General features: G+C 66.8%; 17 protein-coding genes, 2 tRNA genes and 1 pseudogene. 19 read left to right on the top strand and 1 reads right to left on the bottom strand.

Features of this window, described 5'->3' with window-relative positions; genetic code table 11:
* The first annotated feature begins 216 nt into the window (after positions 1–216).
* The 15 genes from A7A76_RS06135 to nuoN all read left to right on the top strand — a co-directional run bounded on the left by A7A76_RS06135 (position 217) and on the right by nuoN (position 15,457).
* Positions 217–301: transfer RNA gene (locus A7A76_RS06135), tRNA-Leu, on the top strand.
* Positions 302–463: 162 nt separating this feature from the next.
* The gene (locus tag A7A76_RS06130; RefSeq protein ID WP_057947326.1) at positions 464–820 is read left to right on the top strand and encodes an NADH-quinone oxidoreductase subunit A; all 357 of its coding nucleotides are present in this window, start codon (positions 464–466) and stop codon (positions 818–820) included.
* Complete coding sequence (locus A7A76_RS06125; RefSeq protein ID WP_206410357.1) at positions 811–1,386, top strand: NuoB/complex I 20 kDa subunit family protein; 576 nt, start codon at positions 811–813, stop codon at positions 1,384–1,386. Before A7A76_RS06130 ends, A7A76_RS06125 begins: the two co-directional genes overlap by 10 nt.
* Positions 1,383–2,117 (top strand): NADH-quinone oxidoreductase subunit C, encoded by a 735-nt coding sequence (locus A7A76_RS06120; protein ID WP_206410356.1) that lies wholly within the window; start codon positions 1,383–1,385, stop codon positions 2,115–2,117. The genes A7A76_RS06125 and A7A76_RS06120 overlap by 4 nt, the downstream gene beginning before the upstream one ends.
* Positions 2,118–2,139: 22 nt before the next feature.
* Positions 2,140–3,429 (top strand): NADH-quinone oxidoreductase subunit D, encoded by a 1,290-nt coding sequence (locus tag A7A76_RS06115; RefSeq protein ID WP_206410358.1) that lies wholly within the window; start codon positions 2,140–2,142, stop codon positions 3,427–3,429.
* A gap of 67 nt (positions 3,430–3,496) precedes the next feature.
* Positions 3,497–4,024: an NADH-quinone oxidoreductase subunit NuoE gene (gene nuoE / locus A7A76_RS06110; RefSeq protein ID WP_206410355.1), complete on the top strand. Its 528-nt coding sequence runs from the start codon at positions 3,497–3,499 to the stop codon at positions 4,022–4,024.
* An 11-nt stretch (positions 4,025–4,035) separates the two neighbouring features.
* A complete protein-coding gene (gene nuoF, locus A7A76_RS06105; protein WP_206410354.1) occupies positions 4,036–5,406 on the top strand; it encodes an NADH-quinone oxidoreductase subunit NuoF in 1,371 nt (456 codons plus the stop codon).
* On the top strand, positions 5,403–7,646 hold the full coding sequence (gene nuoG, locus A7A76_RS06100; protein WP_206410353.1) for an NADH-quinone oxidoreductase subunit NuoG: 2,244 nt from the start codon (positions 5,403–5,405) through the stop codon (positions 7,644–7,646). The genes nuoF and nuoG overlap by 4 nt, the downstream gene beginning before the upstream one ends.
* A gap of 21 nt (positions 7,647–7,667) precedes the next feature.
* The gene (gene nuoH / locus A7A76_RS06095) at positions 7,668–8,726 is read left to right on the top strand and encodes an NADH-quinone oxidoreductase subunit NuoH (RefSeq protein ID WP_206410352.1); all 1,059 of its coding nucleotides are present in this window, start codon (positions 7,668–7,670) and stop codon (positions 8,724–8,726) included.
* A 13-nt stretch (positions 8,727–8,739) separates the two neighbouring features.
* Complete coding sequence (nuoI, locus tag A7A76_RS06090; protein ID WP_206410351.1) at positions 8,740–9,228, top strand: NADH-quinone oxidoreductase subunit NuoI; 489 nt, start codon at positions 8,740–8,742, stop codon at positions 9,226–9,228.
* Between the two features lie 9 nt (positions 9,229–9,237).
* Positions 9,238–9,882, top strand: a complete 645-nt coding sequence (locus A7A76_RS06085; protein ID WP_206410350.1) for an NADH-quinone oxidoreductase subunit J — start codon at positions 9,238–9,240, stop codon at positions 9,880–9,882.
* On the top strand, positions 9,879–10,205 hold the full coding sequence (nuoK, locus tag A7A76_RS06080) for an NADH-quinone oxidoreductase subunit NuoK (RefSeq protein WP_123647868.1): 327 nt from the start codon (positions 9,879–9,881) through the stop codon (positions 10,203–10,205). Before A7A76_RS06085 ends, nuoK begins: the two co-directional genes overlap by 4 nt.
* A 6-nt stretch (positions 10,206–10,211) precedes the next feature.
* Entirely contained in the window at positions 10,212–12,341 is a 2,130-nt protein-coding gene (gene nuoL, locus A7A76_RS06075) for an NADH-quinone oxidoreductase subunit L (RefSeq protein WP_206410349.1), read from the top strand.
* An 18-nt stretch (positions 12,342–12,359) separates the two neighbouring features.
* Positions 12,360–13,874: an NADH-quinone oxidoreductase subunit M gene (locus A7A76_RS06070; protein WP_206410348.1), complete on the top strand. Its 1,515-nt coding sequence runs from the start codon at positions 12,360–12,362 to the stop codon at positions 13,872–13,874.
* Between the two features lie 137 nt (positions 13,875–14,011).
* Positions 14,012–15,457, top strand: a complete 1,446-nt coding sequence (nuoN, locus tag A7A76_RS06065; protein WP_206410347.1) for an NADH-quinone oxidoreductase subunit NuoN — start codon at positions 14,012–14,014, stop codon at positions 15,455–15,457.
* On the opposite strand, the gene A7A76_RS26320 is transcribed toward nuoN, so the two are convergent.
* Positions 15,423–15,578 carry a DUF6053 domain-containing protein gene (locus A7A76_RS26320; protein WP_428995094.1) on the bottom strand — a complete coding sequence of 52 codons (156 nt, stop codon included), beginning with the start codon at positions 15,576–15,578 and terminating at the stop codon, positions 15,423–15,425. The genes nuoN and A7A76_RS26320 overlap by 35 nt on opposite strands.
* A gap of 329 nt (positions 15,579–15,907) precedes the next feature.
* Between A7A76_RS26320 and A7A76_RS06060 the strand changes: the two genes are divergently transcribed.
* From A7A76_RS06060 to A7A76_RS06045, 4 genes and pseudogenes are all read left to right on the top strand, one after another.
* A tRNA-Met gene (locus A7A76_RS06060) sits at positions 15,908–15,984 on the top strand.
* Positions 15,985–16,259: 275 nt separating this feature from the next.
* The gene (rimP, locus tag A7A76_RS06055) at positions 16,260–16,841 is read left to right on the top strand and encodes a ribosome maturation factor RimP (protein WP_206410346.1); all 582 of its coding nucleotides are present in this window, start codon (positions 16,260–16,262) and stop codon (positions 16,839–16,841) included.
* 66 nt (positions 16,842–16,907) lie between these two features.
* Positions 16,908–18,395: a transcription termination factor NusA gene (gene nusA / locus A7A76_RS06050; protein WP_074866890.1), complete on the top strand. Its 1,488-nt coding sequence runs from the start codon at positions 16,908–16,910 to the stop codon at positions 18,393–18,395.
* A 212-nt stretch (positions 18,396–18,607) separates the two neighbouring features.
* A pseudogene (locus A7A76_RS06045) lies at positions 18,608–19,172 on the top strand (translation initiation factor IF-2 associated domain-containing protein); the annotation flags it as partial.

The raw sequence follows: 19,172 nt of genomic DNA, 5'->3' as shown, positions 1-19,172 counted from the left end.
GCGGCGCGCCCGCCACGGTGCCGGCGGCTCCCGCCGCGCAGCCGCCGGCGGCGACCCAGCCGGCAGCCCCGGCAAAACAGCCGGCTAACGGCGGCTGAATAAACAGGTTAAAATAGAGTTTCAGCCCCGCCCGGACGGCGAGGCAGGTCAGCGATGACCTAGGCGGCGCGGGTTCCCCGCAATGCCCGGCCAGGACGGCGACAGTAGGTTGGCAGTGCCCAGATGGCGGAATTGGTAGACGCACTACCTTGAGGTGGTAGCGACTTAGGTCGTGGGGGTTCGAGTCCCCCTTTGGGCACCACATCCAACCGATGCTTCATTCAGCAATTCGCACCACGGTACGCAGGTGCGGCACGCACGGCGGGCCGCTCCGCGCGTCCGAACGACTGGGCGCCGCGGCGCCAAGCCAAGGAACGCGAACCTCGCGTCCATGTAGCCGAACAAGTAGCCGAGAGAACACCGCGTGCTGGCCGAATACCTGCCGACTCTGTTGTTCCTGATCGTCGCCAGCGGTATCGGCGTCGCCCTGTTGGTGGTAGGCAATGTGCTCGGGCCCAAGCGCCCGACCGCGGAGAAACTGTCTCCGTACGAATGCGGCTTCGAGGCCTTCGAAGACGCGCGCATGCAGTTCGACGTGCGCTACTACCTCATCGCCATCCAGTTCATCATCTTCGATCTGGAAATCATCTTCATCGTGCCCTGGGCCACCGTGTTCCGAGATCTCGGCGTGGTCGGCCTGATCGAGATGGGCATTTTCGCCAGCATGCTCCTGCTCGGCTTCGTTTACGTCTGGAAGAAGGGAGCGCTCGAATGGGAGTGATCCAAACCGTGTCCGGGTTGATGCACAACCCGTTGCCGGAAGGCCGCCTGGACGACATCCTGCGTCCCGAGGGCGAGAACCCGCTGCTGCAGCAGGGCTTCGTCACCACCAACCTCGACACCCTGTGGAACTGGGCGCGGACCGGCTCGATGTGGCCGATGACCTTCGGCCTGGCCTGCTGCGCGGTCGAGATGATGCACGCCGGCGCCGCGCGCCTGGACCTGGACCGCTACGGCGTCGTGTTCCGCCCGTCGCCGCGCCAGTCCGACGTGATGATCGTCGCCGGCACCCTGGTCAACAAGATGGCCCCGGCGCTGCGCAAGGTCTACGACCAGATGCCCGACCCGAAGTGGGTCATCTCGATGGGCAGCTGCGCCAACGGCGGCGGCTACTACCACTATTCCTACTCGGTGGTGCGCGGCTGCGACCGCGTGGTGCCGGTCGACGTCTACGTCCCGGGCTGCCCGCCGACCGCCGAAGCGCTGGTCTACGGCATCCTGCAGCTGCAGCGCAAGATCCGCCGCGGCACCAACTTCGGCGAAGCCAAGCAGGGTGTGCGCGAATGAGCCCGGCCGACCTCGCCCAGCGCCTGGATGCGCGCTTCCCGCAAGCCACCCTCGTCGTCGCGCAACCGCGCGGCGAAATTACTTTGGAAGTCGCCCACGACCAGTTCCTCGACGCCGCGCGCATCCTGCGCGACGAACTCGGCTTCGAGCAGTGCGTCGACGTCAGCGGCGTGGACTACCTGACCTACGGCAGCGACGAGTGGGACACCGACGTGTCGTCGGAAGGCTTTTCGCGCGGCGTGGAAGGCAAGAGCGCCGGCCGCTTCCGCTGGGGCGAAGAGCCCAACGGCGCCGACGACGCCAAGCCGGCGCGCCGCTTCGCCGCGGTCGCCCACCTGCTGTCGTACCAGCACAACGCGCGCGTGCGCCTGAAGACCTTCGCGCCGAACGACGACCTGCCGGTGGTGCCGTCGCTGACCTCGGTGCACCCGGGCGTCAACTGGTTCGAGCGCGAAGCCTTCGACCTGTACGGCATCGTGTTCGAAGGCCATCCGGACCTGCGCCGCATCCTCACCGACTACGGCTTCGTCGGCCACCCGTTCCGCAAGGATTTCCCGCTGATCGGCAACGTCGAAGTGCGCTACGACGCCGACAAGCGCCGCGTGGTGTACGAGCCGGTCTCGATCGAGCCGCGCGTCGGCGTGCCGCGCGTGATCCGCGAGGACGCGCGCTACCAGACCGCGCAGGGCGAATCGGCCCAGCGCGACGCCGCGCAACGCGAGGTGAAGTGAGATGAGCAACCCCGCGACCGACATGCCCCTGGTGAACCTCAACACCTCCGGCCTCAACAACGCCGAGATCCGCAACTACACCTTCAACTTCGGCCCCCAGCATCCGGCCGCGCACGGCGTGCTGCGCCTGATCCTGGAGATGGACGGCGAAGTGGTGCAGCGCGCCGATCCGCACATCGGCCTGCTCCACCGCGGCACCGAGAAGCTCGCCGAGTCCAAGCCGTTCAACCAGTCGATCGGCTACATGGACCGGCTGGACTACGTGTCGATGATGTGCAACGAGCACGCGTACGTGCGCGCGATCGAGACCCTGCTGGGGATCGAGGCGCCGGCGCGCGCGCAGTACATCCGCACGATGTTCGACGAAATCACCCGCATCCTGAACCACCTGATGTGGGTCGGTTCCAACGCGCTCGACCTTGGCGCGATGGCGGTGTTCCTGTACGCCTTCCGCGAGCGCGAAGAGCTGATGGACTGCTACGAGGCGGTCTCCGGCGCGCGCATGCACGCGGCCTACTACCGTCCCGGCGGCGTCTACCGCGACCTGCCGGACCGGATGCCGAAGTACAAGGAATCGCCCTGGAAGAAGGGCGCCGGCCTCAAGCGCTTCAACGAGTGGCGCGAAGGCTCGATGCTCGATTACCTGGACGCGTTCGCCGACGACTTCCCCAAGCGCGTCGATGAATACGAAACCCTGCTGACCGAAAACCGCATCTGGAAGCAGCGCACCGTCGGCATCGGCGTGGTCTCGCCCGAACAGGCCCTGGCCTGGGGCATGACCGGCCCGATGATCCGCGGCTCCGGCATCGCCTGGGACCTGCGCAAGAAGCAGCCCTACGCCAAGTACGCGGAAGTCGATTTCGACATCCCCGTCGGCGTCAACGGCGACTGCTACGACCGTTACCTGGTGCGCGTCGCCGAGATGCGCGAATCCACCCGCATCATCAAGCAGTGCGTGAAGTGGCTGCGCGCCAACCCCGGCCCCGTGATCGTCGACAACTTCAAGGTCGCCCCGCCCAAGCGCGAGGAGATGAAGGACGACATGGAAGCGCTGATCCACCACTTCAAGCTGTTCTCGGAAGGCTATTGCGTGCCGGCCGGCGAGACCTACTGCGCCGTGGAAGCCCCGAAGGGCGAATTCGGCTGCTACCTGGTCTCCGACGGCGCCAACAAGCCGTTCCGCGTCAAGCTGCGCGCGCCGGGCTTCGCCCACCTCTCGTCGATGGACGAGATCGTCAAGGGCCACATGCTGGCCGACGTGGTGGCGATGATCGGCACCTACGACATCGTGTTCGGCGAGATCGATCGCTGATCTTGCCGCACTAAGGGTTTGTCCCAGACCGGGCGCCGGGGGCGCGCGGTCGCAGAGGAAAGAAGAAATGAAGGCGACAGGCAATTTCGAGGCCGCACAGCACGTGGATCCGATGGTGGCGTTGTCGGATGCGACGCGCGCGCACATCGACCACTGGCTGACCAAGTTCCCGCCGGACCGCAAGCGTTCGGCGGTGCTGCAGGGCCTGCACGCGGCGCAGGAGCAGAACGGCGGTTGGCTGACCGACGAGCTGATCGCCGCGGTGGCCAAGTACCTGAGCCTGCCGCCGGTGTGGGCGTACGAGGTGGCGAGCTTCTACTCGATGTTCGAGACCGAGAAGGTCGGCCGCAACAACGTCGCCTTCTGCACCAACATCAGCTGCTGGCTCAACGGCGCGCAAGACCTGGTCGCGCACGCCGAAAAGAAGCTGGGCTGCAAGCTCGGCGAATCCACCGCCGACGGCCGGGTCTTCCTCAAGCGCGAGGAAGAGTGCCTGGCCGCGTGCTGCGGCGCGCCGGTGGTCGTCGTCAACGGTCATTACCACGAGAAGCTCGACACCGCGAAGGTGGATGAGCTGCTCGATGGTTTGAAGTGAGGTCGGGCGAGATGGCGCACGGTCACCACGATTATTCCAAGGGCTACGGCCCGGTCGGCCCGGCTCCGCAGGAGCATCAGGTCGTCTACACGACGCTGCATTACGAAACCCCCTGGTCCTATGAGAACTATCTCAAGACCGGCGGCTATAGCGCGTTGCGCAAGATCCTCACCGAGAAGACCGACCCCGCGCAGATCATCGACGCGGTCAAGGCCTCGGGCCTGCGCGGCCGCGGCGGCGCGGGCTTCCCGACCGGGCTGAAGTGGAGCTTCATGCCCAAGGGCAGCGGCACCCAGAAGTACATCCTGTGCAACTCGGACGAATCCGAGCCGGGCACGGCCAAGGATCGCGACATCCTGCGCTTCAACCCGCATTCGGTGGTGGAGGGCATGGCGATCGCCTGCTACGCCACCGGTTCGACCGTGGCCTACAACTACCTGCGCGGCGAGTTCCATCACGAGCCGTTCGAGCATTTCGAGCAGGCGCTGAAGGAAGCCTACGAGCACGGCTGGCTGGGCAAGAACGTGCTCGGCAGCGGCGTGGACATCGACATCTACGGCGCGCTCGGCGCCGGCGCCTACATCTGCGGCGAAGAGACCGCGCTGATGGAATCGCTGGAAGGCAAGAAGGGCCAGCCGCGCTTCAAGCCGCCGTTCCCGGCCAACTTCGGCCTGTTCGGCAAGCCGACCACGATCAACAACACCGAGACCTACGCCTCGGTGCCGGCGATCCTGCGCAACGGCGCGGAATGGTTCGCCGGCCTGGGCAAGCCGAACAACGGCGGCCCGAAGATCTTCTCGGTGTCCGGCCACGTCGCCAATCCGGGCAATTTCGAGATCCGCCTGGGCACGCCGTTCGCCGATCTGCTGCAGCTCGCCGGCGGCATCCGCGGCGGGCGCAAGCTCAAGGCGGTGATCCCGGGCGGCTCCTCGATGAAGGTGCTGCCGGCGGCGACGATCATGGAATGCACGATGGACTACGACTCGCTGCAGAAGGCCGGTTCCGGCCTCGGCTCGGGCGCGGTCATCGTGATGGACGAGACCACCTGCATGGTCCGCGCCTGCCAGCGCATCGCCCGGTTCTATTTCAAGGAAAGCTGCGGCCAATGCACGCCGTGCCGCGAAGGCACCGGCTGGATGTACCGCATGCTGACCCGCATCGCTGAAAAGCAGGCGACCTTGGAAGATCTGCAGATGCTGCGCGCCGCCGCGGGCCAGATCGAAGGCCACACCATCTGCGCGTTCGGCGAAGCCGCCGCGTGGCCGGTGCAGGGCTTCCTGCACCACTTCTGGGACGAGTTCGAGTACGCGATCGTCAACAAGCGGTTCCTGGTCGACGATCAGGCCGCTGGCACCGTGGTTGAGAAGAAGGTGGCGGCATGAGCGCGCAGCCCGTGAATCCGAATCTGCCGCCCGACCACGTCACCGTCTTCATCGACGGGGTCGAGCTGGCCGCACCGAAGAACTCGATGATCATCCATGCCGCCGACAAGGCCGGCATTCCGATCCCGCGTTTCTGCTACCACGACAAGCTGGCGATCGCCGCCAACTGCCGCATGTGCCTGGTCGACACCGAGGTCGGCGGCCGCGCCGCGCCGAAGCCGTCGCCGGCCTGCGCCACGCCGGTGATGGACGGGCTGAAGGTGTTCACCCGCAACGAGCGCGCGTTGAAGTCGCAGCGCAACGTGATGGAGTTCCTGCTCGCCAACCACCCGCTGGATTGCCCGATCTGCGACCAGGGCGGCGAATGCGAGCTGCAGGACGTGTCGATGGGCTACGGCCGCTCGGTCAGCCGTTACGCCGAGCGCAAGCGCGTAGTGCCGGACGAGGACATCGGTCCGCTGGTCGCCACCGAGATGACCCGCTGCATCCAGTGCACGCGCTGCGTGCGCTTCACCGCGGAGATCGCCGGTACCTACGAGCTCGGCGGCATGTACCGCGGCGAGAACCTGCAGATCGGCACCTTCGACGGCAAGCCGCTGACCACCGAGCTGTCGGGCAACGTCATCGACGTGTGCCCGGTCGGCGCGCTGACCAACAAGGTGTTCCAGTTCAAGGCGCGTCCGTGGGAACTGACCGCGCGCGAGTCGCTGGGCTACCACGACGCGCTCGGCAGCAACCTGTTCCTGCACGTGCGCCGCGGCGACGTGCTGCGCACCGTGCCGCGCGACAACGAAGCGGTCAATGAGTGCTGGCTGTCGGACCGCGACCGTTACTCGCACCAGGGCCTGTACGCGGAAGACCGCGCCCAGCGTCCGCTGGTCAAGGACGGCGGCGAGTGGCGCGAGGCCTCGTGGGAAGAGGCGCTGAGTCGCGCCGCCAGGATCCTGCGCGACAACGGCGGCGATAACCTCGGCGTGCTCGCGCACCCGGCGACCTCGAACGAAGAAGGCGCGCTGCTGGCGCGCCTGGCCGAAGCGCTGGGCACCGGCAATATCGATCACCGCATCTCGCAGCACGATCTGTCCGACGCCGCCGTGGCCGAGACTTTCGCCATGCCGGTCGCCGAGATCGACCAGGCCGACGTGGTCGTCATCGTCGGCAGCAACCTGCGCCATGAGCTGCCGCTGGTGCAGCAGCGCGTGCGCAAGGCCTACACCCGCGGCGCCAAGGTGCACGCGGTCAATCCGGTCGACTTCGATTTCACCTTCGACCTGACCAGCAAGCGCATCGTCGCGCCGTCGCAGCTCGCCGCCGCGCTCGGCGACGAAGCGCTGCGCGAGATCGCCAAGGCCGGCAATCATGTCGCCCTGATCGTCGGCGGCGTGGCCGAGAACGGCCCGTACGCGGCCGCGATCCGCGCCGCGGCGAAGGCGTTCGCCGACGCCACCGGCGCCAGGCTGTGCCGCATCCCGCAGGGCGCCAACGCGGTCGGTCTGGCCCGCCACGGCGTGCTGCCGACGGCGCGCGACGCCGGCTCGATGCTGCGCGAAGCGCGCGGCGCCTACATCGTCTACGGCATCGAGCCGGGCCTGGATTTCGCCGATACCGAAAGCGCGCTGCGCGCGCTCGGCGCGGCCCAGGTGGTGGCCTTCAGCCATTACGCCTGCCGTTCGACCAAGGCCGTGGCAGACGTGATCCTGCCGATCGCGCTGCTGCCGGAAATCGACGCGACCCTGACCAACCTCGACGGCCGCGACCAGCAGGCCATCGCCGGCGGCAAGCTGCCGGGTTCGGCCCGCGCCGGCTGGCGCGTGCTGCGCGCGCTCGGCGGCGAGCTGGGCGCTGCGGGCTTCGAGTTCACCGACTTCGCCGGCCTGCGCGCGAGCATCGCGCCGCGCGCGGTCGCGCCGGCCGCCGGCCGCGCGCCGAACGTGGCGGGCGAGGGGCTCGAACTCGCGGTCTCCACCGCGATCTACCGCAGCGACGCCACCGTGCGCCGCGCGCCTGCGCTGCAGTCGCACCCGCTCAACCTCGAGCCGCGCGCCGTGCTCAACCCGGCCGACGCCGCCGCGCTGGGCTTCAGCGACGGCATGGTCGGCAAGTTCGGCGCCGGCGCCGGCACCGCGACCCTGCCGGTCGCGATCAGCGCCAAGGTCGCGCCGGGCACGGTGTGGATCGAAAGCGGCCACGGCGCCACCGCGCCGCTGGGCGCGGGCCGCGTGCAGGCGGGGAGGGCCTAAGCCATGACGGACGGAATGTTCATGACCCAGCTGGTCGACCCGCTGCACAACTGGTTCCTGTCGCTGGGCATGGTCGGCGCGGTGCTGTGGATCGTGCTCAAGATCCTGCTGATCGCCATGCCGGTGATCATCACCGTGGCCTTCTACGTGGTCTGGGAGCGCAAGCTGATCGGCTGGATGCACGTGCGCCACGGGCCGATGTACGTCGGCATGGGCATCCTGCAGGCCTTCGCCGACGTGTTCAAACTGCTGTTCAAGGAAGTGATCCAGCCGGCCAAGGCCGAGTCCTTCCTGTACAAGCTGGCGCCGCTGCTGACCCTGGCTCCGGCCTTCGCGGCCTGGGCGGTGGTGCCGTTCGACGCCAAGATGGTGCTGTCCAACGCCAATGCGGGCCTGCTGTACCTGCTGGCGATGACCTCGCTGGGCGTGTACGGCATCATCCTCGCCGGTTGGGCGTCGAACTCGAAGTACGCCTTCCTCGGCGCGATGCGCGCCGCCGCGCAGGTGGTGTCGTACGAAATCGCGATGGGCTTCGCCATGGTCGGCGTGATGGTCGGCGCCGGCAGCCTCAACCTCACCGACATCGTCATGGCCCAGTCGGGCAACGCCGGCGCGCTGGAGTGGTTCGCGCTGCCGATGCTGCCGCTGTTCGTGGTGTATTTCATTTCCGGCGTGGCCGAGACCAACCGCGCGCCGTTCGACGTGGTCGAGGGCGAGTCGGAAATCGTCGCCGGCCACATGGTCGAGTATTCGGGTTCGGCGTTCGCGCTGTTCTTCCTCGCCGAATACGCGAACATGATCCTGATCAGCTTCCTGACCTCGATCTTCTTCCTCGGCGGCTGGCTGAGCCCGTTCCAGGGCCTGGGCATTCCGCTGCTGTCGGTCGACGGCTGGTGGTGGCTGCTCGCGAAGGTGTTCTTCTTCGCCAGCTGCTTCATCTGGTTCCGCGCCTCCTTCCCGCGCTATCGCTACGACCAGATCATGCGTCTGGGCTGGAAGGTGTTCATCCCTCTGACCATCGCCTGGATCGTCGTGGTCGCGTTGATGTCGTATTACGGCGTCTTCCTGCCGGGACAGTGAGGCGGAGCAACTCATGAATCGCATCGTTTCCTATTTCAAGAGCCTGCTCCTGATCGAGCTCGCGCAGGGCCTTGGGCTGACGCTCAAGTACCTGTTCAAGCCCAAGTACACGCTGATGTACCCGATGGAGAAGACGCCGCAGTCGCCGCGCTTCCGCGGCGTGCACGCGCTGCGCCGTTATCCCAACGGCGAAGAGCGCTGCATCGCCTGCAAGCTGTGCGAGGCGGTGTGCCCGGCGCTGGCGATCACCATCGATTCGGAAAAGCGCAGCGACGGCACCCGCCGCACGACCCGCTACGACATCGACCTGTTCAAGTGCATCTTCTGCGGATTCTGCGAGGAATCCTGCCCGGTCGACTCGATCGTGGAGACCCACATCCACGAGTACCACTTCGACCAGCGCGGACAGAACATCGTCACCAAGCCGCAGCTGCTTGCGATCGGCGACCGTCTCGAAACCGAGATCGCCGAGCGCCGCGCCGCCGACGCCGCCTTCCGCTGAGTACACGCCATGGATCTCGCCCAGATCGCCTTCTTCGTCTTCGCCGCCATGGCCACGCTTGCGGCCGTGGCCGTGATCAGCGTCAAGAACCCGGTCCATGCCGCGCTCAGCCTGGTGCTGACCTTCTTCTCGGTCGCCTGCGTGTGGATCATCGCCGGCGCCGAGTTCCTCGGCGTGGCCCTGATCCTGGTCTACGTCGGCGCGGTGATGGTGCTGTTCCTGTTCGTGGTGATGATGCTCGACATCGACGTCGCGCCGCTGCGCGAAGGTTATGTCCGCTACCTGCCGGTCGGCCTGCTGGTCGCGGTGGCGATGCTGGTGGAAATGATCACCCTGATCGGGGTCAAGGCCAGCCTCGCCGCGCCGCTGACCGCCGACGCGTCGGGCGGCTCCAACACCAAGTGGCTGGCGACCGCGCTGTTCACCGACTTCCTGCTGCCGTTCGAGATCGCCGCGGTGATCCTGACCGTGGCGGTGATCGCCGCGGTCATGCTGACCCTGCGCCGCCGTCCGGGCGCCAAGCACCAGAACCCGAGCGAGCAGGCGCGCGTGCGCGCCAGCGATCGCATCCGCATGATCAAGATGGATGCCGTGAAGCCCGTCGCCGCCGAACCGGCGCCGGCGGCCGACGCGGCGCAGGAGGCCAAGCCGTGAGCGAATTCTTCGGGTCGGGTCTAGCCCTCGGCCACTTCCTCGCCCTGGGCGCGGTGCTGTTCTGCATCAGCGTCGCCGGCATCTTCCTCAACCGCAAGAACGTGATCGTGCTGCTGATGTCGATCGAGCTGATGCTGCTCGCGGTCAACATCAACTTCGTCGCGTTCTCGCGCCAGCTGGCCGATCCGGCCGGTCAGGTGTTCGTGTTCTTCATCCTGACCGTGGCCGCGGCCGAGGCCGCCATCGGCCTGGCCATCCTGGTCACGCTGTTCCGCAACCGGCGCACGATCAACGTCGCCGAAATCGACACGATGAAGGGCTGATCCGGCATGGAACCCGCAATCTCCAAGTCAATCCTGCTCGCCATCGTGCTCGCGCCGCTGCTCGGCGCGATCCTGGCCGGCTTGTTCGGGCGCAAGATCGGCCGCGCCGGTTCGCACACCGTCACCATCCTCGGCGTCGCGGCGAGCTGCGCGATGTCGATGTACGTGCTGTGGCAGCTGGTCGGGCAGGGCGCCGCGCCGTTCAACGAGAACGTCTACACCTGGTTCCAGATCGGCGGCTATGAGGCCCACGTCGGCTTCATGATCGACAAGCTGACCGCGATGATGATGGTGGTCGTCACCTTCGTTTCGCTGCTGGTGCACATCTACACCATCGGCTACATGGCCGAGGACGACGGCTACCAGCGCTTCTTCAGCTACATCTCGCTGTTCACCTTCTCCATGCTCATGCTGGTCATGAGCAACAACTTCCTGCAGCTGTTCTTCGGCTGGGAAGCGGTGGGCCTGGTGTCGTACCTGCTGATCGGCTTCTGGTTCAAGAAGCCGACCGCGGTGTTCGCCAACATGAAGGCCTTCCTGGTCAACCGCGTCGGCGACTTCGGCTTCCTGCTCGGCATCGGCGCGGTGCTGTGGGCGACCGGTTCGCTCGATTACGGCACCGTGTTCGCCAACGCCCCGACCCTGGCCGAGCGCACCATCACCATCTGGAACAGCGCCGACCCGATCGTGTGGTCGCTGCCGACGGTGATCTGCGTGTGCCTGTTCATCGGCGCCATGGGCAAGTCGGCGCAGGTGCCGCTGCACGTGTGGCTGCCGGACTCGATGGAAGGCCCGACCCCGATCTCGGCGCTGATCCACGCCGCGACGATGGTGACCGCCGGCATCTTCATGGTCGCGCGCATGTCGCCGCTGTTCGAGCTGTCGCAGACCGCGCTCAACTTCGTGCTGTTCATCGGCGCGACCACCGCGTTCTGGACCGGCCTGATCGGCATCGTGCAGAACGACATCAAGCGCGTGGTCGCGTACTCGACCCTGTCGCAGCTGGGCTACATGACCGTCGCGCTGGGCGTGTCGGCGTACTCGGCCGCGGTGTACCACCTGATGACCCACGCCTTCTTCAAGGCGCTGCTGTTCCTGGCGGCCGGCTCGGTCATCATCGGCATGCACCACGAGCAGGACATGCGCAAGATGGGCGGCCTGCGCAAGTACATGCCGATCACCTACTGGACCAGCCTGCTCGGCACGCTGGCCCTGGTCGGCACGCCGTTCTTCGCCGGTTTCTACTCGAAGGACACCATCATCGAGGCGGCCGCGCATGTGGCCCACGGCGAGCACGCGACCTGGGTGTCGCAGTACGCCTACTGGGCGGTGCTGCTGGGCGCGTTCGTGACCTCGTTCTACAGCTTCCGCCTGCTGTACATGACCTTCCACGGCAAGGAGCGCTTCCGCGATGCGCACGCCGATCACGGTCATGGCGACGACCACGCGCACGGCCACGACGATCATGGCCACGCCAAGAAGCACGACGACCATGCGCACGACGACCACGGCCACCACGGCGCGCACGAGCCGCATGAGTCGCCGTGGGTGGTGACCGTGCCGCTGATGCTGCTGGCGATCCCGTCGGTGCTGATCGGCTTCTTCACCGCCGGCCCGATGCTGTTCGGCACCGACTGGTCCGGCCATGTCAAGCAACTGCCTTACTTCCTCGGCGCGATCGATCTGTTGCCCGAGCGCGACACCGTCGCTGAAATGGCCAAGGAAGCCTGGCACGGCCCGATCGCCTTCGCGCTGCACGGCTTCATGGTCCCGGCGTTCTGGCTGGCCTTCGCCGGCTTCGCCCTGGCCACGGTCATGTATCTGTGGAAGCCGGAACTGCCGGCCAAGGCGGCCAGGCTGTTCGCGCTGCCGATCCGCATCCTGGAAAACAAGTACGGCATGGACAACCTCTGGATCGACGGCTTCGCCGGCGGCGGCGTCAAGCTCGGCAAGGCTTCGCGCGCGGTCGACAGCAAGCTGATCGACGGCGCGGTGGTCAACGGCAGCGCCGGCCTGGTCGGCTTCGTCGCCAACCTGGCCCGCCACGTCCAGTCCGGCTACCTCTACCACTACGCCTTCGCGATGATTGTCGGCCTGATCGCTCTGCTCGCCGTCGTCATCAAGTTCTGGCACTAATCGACAAGGACACCCGACGTGATCCCCGTGCCCTTGCTTAGCCTCCTGATCTGGCTGCCGATCCTCGGCGGCTTCGCCACCCTGGCTTTCGGCCAACGCGCCAACGCGGCGCGCTGGTTCGCGTTGATCGTGGCCATCGCCACGCTCGGCCTGAGCCTGTTGATGTTCACCCATGGCGACTTCGCCAGCGCGAGCATGCAACTGGTCGAACAAAAGGCCTGGATCCCGGCCTACGACATCCGCTACCACCTCGGCGTGGACGGCATCTCGGCGGCGCTGATCGCGCTGACCACGCTGACCTCGATGCTGGTGCTGATCAGCGCCTGGACCTCGATCGACAAGCGCGTCAGCCAGTACTACGCCGCGTTCCTGATCCTCGAAGGCCTGATGGTCGGCGTGTTCGCCGCCCTCGACGCGATGCTGTTCTACGTGTTCTTCGAGGGCATGCTAATCCCGATGTTCATCATCATCGGCGTGTGGGGCGGCCCGCGCCGCGTCTACGCCTCGGTGAAATTCTTCCTGTACACCTTCCTCGGCTCGGTGTTCATGCTGGTCGGGCTGATCTACCTGTACCTGAAGGGCGGCAGCTGGCAGATCGCCGACATGTACGGCGTCCAGCTCAGCGCCAGCGAGCAGATGTGGATCTTCTTCGCCTTCCTGATCGCCTTCGCGGTCAAGGTGCCGATGTTCCCGGTCCATACCTGGTTGCCGGACGCGCACGTGGAAGCGCCGACCGCCGGCTCGGTGATCCTGGCCGCGATCATGCTGAAGATCGGCGGTTACGGCTTCCTGCGCTTCGTCCTGCCGATCGTGCCCGACGCCGGCCACGAGTGGGCCTGGCTGGTGATCGCGCTGAGCCTGGTCGCGGTGATCTACGTCGGCCTGGTCGCGCTGGTCCAGGAGGACATGAAGAAGCTGATCGCGTATTCGTCGGTCTCGCACATGGGCTTCGTCACCCTGGGCACCTTCATCGCCTTCGGCCTGGTCCACAGCGGCGACGCCCACGGCGCCGACGCCGCGCGCCTGGGCCTGCAGGGCGCGATGGTGCAGATGATCAGCCACGGCTTCGTGTCGGGCGCGATGTTCACCTGCGTCGGCGTGCTCTACGACCGCATGCACAGCCGCATGATCAAGGACTACGGCGGCGTCGCCAACGTGATGCCGTGGTTCGCCGCGTTCGTGGTGCTGTTCGCGATGGCCAACTCCGGCCTGCCGGGCACCTCGGGTTTCGTCGGCGAGTTCATGGTCATCCTGGCCTCGTTCCAGCACCATCCGCTGATCGCCTTCGGCGCGGCCACCACCCTGATCGTCGGCGCGGGCTACACCCTGTGGCTGGTCAAGCGCGTGATCTGGGGCGAGGTGGGCAACGCACACGTCGCCGAGATGGAAGACATCAACCCGCGCGAAGCGCTGGTGCTGGGCGTGTTCGCGGCCGGCGTGCTGATCCTGGGCGTGTGGCCCAAGCCGCTGACCGACCTGATGGAGCCGGCGATCGCCAATCTGGCCAGCCAGATCGTCGCCAGCAAGCTGTAAGCCGAGAAACGAGTAAGAAGCGAGGAACGAGGAACTGGCGAAAACGGGCGAGTCGAACCTCCACTCGTTGCTCGTTCCTCTTCGCTCGTTCCTAGAGCAAGGCTCAGATCGAGCCTGATCCGCCAAGAGATTCACTAATGAACATGCCCGTACGCTCTCTCGCCGACATCATGCCCCTGCTGCCCGAACTGGTGGTCGTCGTCGGCGCGTTCGCGCTGCTGATGCTCGACCTGTTCGTGGAGGAGCGCAACCGCATCGTCTCCCACGTCTTCTCGATCCTGGTGGTCGCCGCGGCGACCGCGCTGATCGCCTTCGACGTGGGCGGGCACGGCACCGTGCTGAGCGGCATGTTCGTGCGCGACACCGCCGCCGACGTGCTCAAGCTCGGCATCGGCGTGGTCGGCATCCTGTCGCTGATCTACACCTGGCCCTACCTGCGTGCGCGCGGGCTGTACAAGGGCGAGGTCTCGGTGCTGATGCTGTTCGCCATCGCCGGCATGATGTTCCTGGTCTCCGCCGGCAGCCTGACCATGGTCTACGTCGGCCTGGAAATGCTGGCGCTGTGCTCGTACGCGCTGGTCGCGGTCGACCGCGACAGCCCGCTGGCCTCGGAAGCGGCGATCAAGTACTTCGTGCTCGGCGCGCTGGCCTCGGGCCTGCTGCTGTACGGCCTGTCGCTGATCTACGGCGCCACCGGCAGCCTGATGCTCGACCAGATCGCGGTCGCCGCCTCGGTCGGCCCGCGCTCGATGCTGCTGATCACCGGCGTGGTGTTCGTGGTCGCCGGCATCGCCTTCAAGTTCGGCGCCGCGCCGTTCCACATGTGGCTGCCCGACGTCTACCAGGGCGCGCCGACCCCGATCACGCTGTTCATCGGCGCCGCGCCGAAGCTGGCCGCGTTCGGCATGACCTACCGCCTGCTGGAAGTCGGCGCCGGCGGCCTGGACGACCACTGGCGCCTGCTGCTGGCCGGCCTGGCGGTGCTGTCGCTGGCGATCGGCAACCTCAGCGCGCTGCTGCAGACCAACCTCAAGCGCCTGCTCGCGTATTCGACCGTCTCGCACGTCGGCTTCCTGTTCGTCGGCATGGCCGGTGGCGGCGCGCAGGGCTTTGCCGCGGCGATGTTCTACGCGATCAGCTATGCGGTCATGACCGCGGCCGCGTTCGGCGCGATCATCGTCATGTCCAGCCGCGGCTTCGAGGCCGACAGGATCGACGACTACAAGGGCCTGAACACGCGCAATCCGTGGCTGGCCGGCATGATCCTGTGCGTGATGGCCTCGCTGGCCGGCCTGCCGCCGTTCCTGGGCTTCTGGGCCAAGCTGGCCGTGCTCAAGGCCGCGCTGCAGGGCGACATGCTGTGGCTGGCCATCGTCGGCATCGTGTTCGCGGTGATCGGCGCGTTCTACTACCTGCGCGTGATCAAGGCGATGTACTTCGACGAGCCCGAAGGCAAGCTGCCGGCGCCGAGCGAAGACCGCCCGCTGCGCGTGGTGTTCGGCGTCAACGCGCTGGCGCTGCTGGCGCTGGGCATCGCCTGGAACCCGATCATGGAGTGGTGCCAGCGCGCGTTCGCGGCCTGAGGCGCGACGTCCGCTGCGAGCGAAGGGCCGCCGTTGCGCGGCCCTTTCCTTTTGTGCGGGCCTGCGCGGCGTGAGCCGGTGTGGGAGGGCCTTCAGGCCCGACGCTCTTCGCTCGGGTCACAGCGCCTGGAATGAGAGCGCCGGGCCTGAAGGCCCTCCCACAAGTTTCAGGCGGCCTGAACCGAGGTTCATCGAGGCGGGACAGGGAAGGGGAATCGAACCCGCCCGAACCATGCTCAATCGGCCGTGAGAAAAATAATTGCCACAAAACCCTCGCGAGGGCTTGAATTATTTTTCACACAGCCTAAGATTGCCGGCCTGCGAACGCGATACGGAATTTCGCGAAACACCGGGAAACACCGGCAGCGTTCGAAGCGGCAAGCGGCGGTCATGAAAATATGATTGCAGGCTTGCAGAAAGTTAAGCCGATCGTTACACTAGTCGGCCTGATGCGGGGTGGAGCAGTCTGGCAGCTCGTCGGGCTCATAACCCGAAGGTCGTAGGTTCAAATCCTACCCCCGCTACCACTTTTGGCTGTAACGGCCGCGCCCCTGGCGGCAGCCGTTTCGATCGAAAGTCGGGCTTTGTATCGACGCTCTGCTCGCGCCGATACGCCGAAATCCAGTTGTACGGACAAGGGGCCCGATGGGCCCTTTGTCGTTTTCGGCTTTCTGCGATCCGGGGTTTGCGCGAATGCGGCGACGGCGGCGAAACATCGGCCGCCGCTGCCGGGCGCGGCCCGCGGCCGCATCGCATCCGATGATTGGTTTCAGCCGGTCGCACCCTTCAGGAGTTCAGGCGCGTGACGGACAAAGCAACGCAAATCGCCGAATTGCTGGCGCCCACGGTGGCGTCGCTGGGCGTGGAACTGCTCGGCATCGAATACCTGCCCGCGCCGGGCAGCGCGACGCTGCGCGTGTACATCGACGTGCCGGCCGCCGAGGCCGACGCGACGCCGGAAGGCGAGCTGCCGCGTTCGGTGAGCATCGAGGACTGCGAGGCGGTCAGCCGCGAAATCTCGGCCCAGCTCGACGTCGAGGATCCGATCAGCGGCAACTACACCCTGGAGGTGTCGTCGCCGGGCATCGACCGTCCGCTGTTCACGCTGGAGCATTACCGCCGTTTCGCCGGCGAGAGCGCCAAGGTCGGCCTGAAGCTGCCGCACGAAGGTCGCCGCCGCCTGCAGGGCGAGATCGTCGGCGTGGAAGGCGAGCAGGTGGTGTTCGCGATCGACGGCGTGCGCTTCGCGGTGCCGTTCTCGAACATCGACAAGGGCCGGATCGTGCCGGACTGGGAAGCGCTGGGCTTCGCCCCGAGCAAGCCCGGCAAGGGCAAGTCCGGCGCCAAGGACAAGGCCGGCAAGCGGGACGCTTCCGGCAAGTAAGCATCGAAACCTTCAATTACCAACCCGAGAGCCGGCGGCCCACGCCGATCCGTGCGGAGTGACGAGATGAGCAAGGAACTGTTGCTGGTGGTGGATGCGGTCGCCAACGAAAAGGGCGTGCCGCGCGAAGTCATCTTCGAGGCCATCGAGGCCGCGCTGGCGTCGGCGGCGAAGAAGCGCTACCACGACGAGGACGTGCTGGTGCGCGTGTCCATCGATCAGAAGGACGGCAGCTACGAAACCTTCCGCCGCATGGAAGTGGTGGCCGACGACGTGGTGATGGAGTCGGTGGACCGGCAGATCCGCCTGATGGACGCCGTCGACGAAGTCGAAGGCGTGGAAGTCGGCGACTACATCGAAGAGCAGATCGAAAACCCCGAATTCGGCCGCATCGCCGCGCAGGCCGCCAAGCAGGTGATCGTGCAGCGCGTGCGCGAGGCCGAGCGCGCCCAGGTCGTGGACGCGTGGAAGGATCGCGTCGGCGAGCTGGTCACCGGCATCGTCAAGCGGGTGGAGCGCGGCAACATCTACGTCGACCTGGGCGGCAACTCCGAGGCGATCATCCCCAAGGACAAGGGCATCCCGCGCGACGTGCTGCGCGCCGGCGACCGCGTCCGCGGCTATCTGTTCGACGTGCGCACCGAGCCGCGCGGCCCGCAGCTGTTCATCAGCCGCGCCGCGCCGGAATTCATGATGGAGCTGTTCAAGCTGGAAGTGCCGGAAGTCGGCCAGGGCCTGGTCTCTATCAAGGCCTGCGCGCGCGATCCGGGCGACCGCGCCAAGATCGCGGTGCTCGCGCACGACAACCGCACCGATCCGATCGGCGCCTGCATCGGCATGCGCGGTTCGCGCGTGCAGGCGGTGTCGAACGAACTCAACGGCGAACGCGTGGACATCGTGCTGTGGTCGGACAACCCGGCCCAGTTCGTCATCAACGCGATGGCGCCGGCGGAAGTACAGTCGATCATCGTCGACGAAGAGAAGCACTCGATGGACCTGGCCGTGGCCGAGGACCGGCTCGCCCAGGCGATCGGCAAGGGCGGGCAGAACGTGCGCCTGGCCAGCCGCCTGTCGGGCTGGCAGCTCAACGTCATGACCCAGGACCAGGTCACGGCCAAGTCCGAGGCCGAGCAGAACGCCGCGCGCCAGCTGTTCCAGGACAAGCTGGAAGTCGACGAGGAAATCGCCGGCATCCTGGTCTCGGAAGGCTTCAGCACGGTCGAGGAAATCGCCTACGTGCCGGTCGGCGAGCTGCTGGCGGTGGAGGGCTTCGACGAGGACATCGTCGAGGAACTGCGCGCCCGCGCCCGCGACGCGCTGCTCAACGAGGCCCTGGCGGCCGAGGAAGAGCTCGACGAACACCAGCCGGCGGCCGACCTGCTGGAACTGGCGGGAATGGACGAAGGCCTGGCCTTCACCCTGGCCGCCCGGGGCGTCGTCACCCGGGACGACCTGGCCGATCTGGCCTCCGACGAGTTGACCGACATCGAAGGCGTGGACGAGGAACGTGCCGCCGCCCTGATCATGGAAGCGCGCAAGCACTGGTTCGAATGAGGTGAGGAGAGCCGCAAGAGGTCCAAAGGGGCGTCTTGCGGCAAGCCGGCCACGGCCCTGGGGGCCCGGCCGGATTCGCAGGACCGGGCATCGGCCCGGTCCGCGAGCAGGCCGCGAAGGCCTGCGCGAGCCGGACCTTGGGCGCGCGCGGGGCTAGAATGGCGCCATCACGCGTGGGATGCGTCCCGCGCCAAGAGGACACGGAAAACCGAATGTCGCAGCAAACCACCATCCGCAAGCTGGCCGAACTGGTGAACACGCCGGTCGAGAAGTTGCTGGAACAGCTGGCCGAGGCCGGCATGAAGTTCAGCGGCCCCGACCAGGTCGTGACCAGCATCGAGAAAGTCAAGCTGCTCGGCTTCCTCAAGCGTTCGCACGGCAAGGCCGACAAGCCGGTCGACGGCGACGAGGCGGCCAAGAAGATCACCCTCAACCGCAGCCGCAAGCAGGAAATCACCGTCGGCGGCGGCAAGAACCGCACCACGGTCGATGTGGTGGTGCGCAAGAAGGTGACTCTGGTCAAGCCGAACGACTCCGGTGCGCCGGTGAGCGAGGACGACGAGCGCGCCGAGATCCTGCGCAAGCTGGAGGAATCCAAGCAGCGCAACCTCGCCGAGCAGCAGCGCCTGGCCGCCGACGACAAGCGCCGCGCCGAGGCCGCCGACGCGGTGCGCCGCGCCGCCGAGGACGCCGTGCGCGCCAAGGCCGAGGAAGAGGCCAACGCCCGCCGCGCCAGCGAAGCCGCCAACGCTGCGGCCGATCCGGCTCCGGCGAAGG

Source organism: Lysobacter enzymogenes (assembly GCF_017168095.1).
GTDB lineage: Bacteria > Pseudomonadota > Gammaproteobacteria > Xanthomonadales > Xanthomonadaceae > Lysobacter > Lysobacter enzymogenes_D.
This window is presented reverse-complemented; position numbering and strand designations above follow the sequence as displayed.